Below are 1148 nucleotides of genomic sequence, written 5' to 3'. Positions count from 1 at the left end.
AACGGAACCTATACGATGTTTGTCACCGATGTCGCACGTGCGCGAAAACTCGATCCTAATCTCAGCAGCAATTATGCGGATGCTCACATTTTCACCGCCGCACAAGCGCAAAAAGTGGGGCTTATCGACGCTATAGGGGTTGAATTTGATGCTAAAAGGCGAGTAGAAACTCTTAGTAAAGTAGCTGAGCCTATTTGGAATAAAGAAGATCCGATGGATAAATTTTTCAAACGGTTTGCCGCAGAGGGAGCCAGTTTGGCTCACATGTACTTTCCGCCCGTATCGTTACAATAATTTTCTCTCTATTCCCGATTTTTCGGGAATCAAACGATCTCATTTTAATCCAAATATTTTTTCGCTATTTGTTCAATTATCTCTTCAAACATCACAAAATCATCTCCCAGAGTATCCCAAAGAACTTTATCATCCAATCCAAAATAATGGTGTGTTAAGACATCTCTCATTTTGGCAATTTCACTCCACGGTACGGTACTAAACTCATCTTGAATTTCTTTGGGTATCTGCTTGACCGCTTCACCGATATTTTCAAATGCTTTTGCCGTTGCATACACTTTTTCAATATTTTCTGTAAACGCTTCAAACGTAATATTTGCTGTAAATTTCCGAATGTTTTGACATTCGACGAGAATATCTCTGAGATAAAATTTCCAATCCCTAGACATAAATCATATCTTTATAAATGTAGGGTTTCAAATCGTTTTTGATCGTTTCGGCTCTGACCAAATCGACTTTATGATGAAGATATTTTTCCAAATCGGCGAGGTATTTGAGATATTTGAACATCGAAAAACTTTTTCCTTTTTCGATTTCATACACGATATCGACGTCACTACCCTCTTTTTCCTCACCGCGCGAGAAACTGCCGAATAGTCCAATGAGAATCATACCCTCTCGTTGGTACTGAGGCTTTAGGGTTTTAAGGATATCGATAATTTCGTTTTGTGTCATCTCATTCAATCGTATTGATTTTATAGTGATATTGTACACTCAAAAACGATAAATCGAGAAAAGCTTCTTTACGCCCCAATACTCAGACGCGCGATATACCCGCTCCGTGTCTCTCCCGCCTCTTTGGCTTTTGCATCAAGTCTCGCCAATACACGGCGAGGTAAAGTGATATTAACTCT

4 protein-coding genes are annotated in these 1148 nt (G+C 39.4%); 1 reads left to right on the top strand and 3 read right to left on the bottom strand.

Annotated elements, in window-relative coordinates:
* Positions 1-294, top strand: a 294-nt coding sequence (locus tag A2517_RS07405; RefSeq protein WP_294895642.1) for a S49 family peptidase, incomplete at its 5' end; no start/stop codon positions are given.
* Between the two features lie 44 nt (positions 295-338).
* On the opposite strand, the gene A2517_RS07400 is transcribed toward A2517_RS07405, so the two are convergent.
* From A2517_RS07400 to A2517_RS12005, 3 genes are all read right to left on the bottom strand, one after another.
* The gene (locus tag A2517_RS07400; RefSeq protein ID WP_294895640.1) at positions 339-683 is read right to left on the bottom strand and encodes a DUF86 domain-containing protein; all 345 of its coding nucleotides are present in this window, start codon (positions 681-683) and stop codon (positions 339-341) included.
* Complete coding sequence (locus tag A2517_RS07395) at positions 676-969, bottom strand: nucleotidyltransferase domain-containing protein (RefSeq protein WP_294895638.1); 294 nt, start codon at positions 967-969, stop codon at positions 676-678. The genes A2517_RS07400 and A2517_RS07395 overlap by 8 nt, the downstream gene beginning before the upstream one ends.
* A 68-nt stretch (positions 970-1037) precedes the next feature.
* Positions 1038-1139 carry a type II toxin-antitoxin system HicB family antitoxin gene (locus A2517_RS12005; RefSeq protein ID WP_367187991.1) on the bottom strand — a complete coding sequence of 34 codons (102 nt, stop codon included), beginning with the start codon at positions 1137-1139 and terminating at the stop codon, positions 1038-1040.
* Positions 1140-1148: the final 9 nt, after the last annotated feature.

The sequence above is a fragment of the Sulfuricurvum sp. RIFOXYD12_FULL_44_77 genome (genome assembly GCF_001830725.1).
Classification (GTDB): Bacteria; Campylobacterota; Campylobacteria; order Campylobacterales; family Sulfurimonadaceae; genus Sulfuricurvum; species Sulfuricurvum kujiense_A.
This window is presented reverse-complemented; position numbering and strand designations above follow the sequence as displayed.

Bases quoted from the DNA above. Each gene is read 5' to 3' on its own strand.
- A2517_RS07400 (WP_294895640.1), bottom strand. From the start codon at position 683: ATGTCTAGGGATTGGAAATTTTATCTCAGAGATATTCTCGTCGAATGT.
- A2517_RS07395 (WP_294895638.1), bottom strand. From the start codon at position 969: ATGACACAAAACGAAATTATCGATATCCTTAAAACCCTAAAGCCTCAG.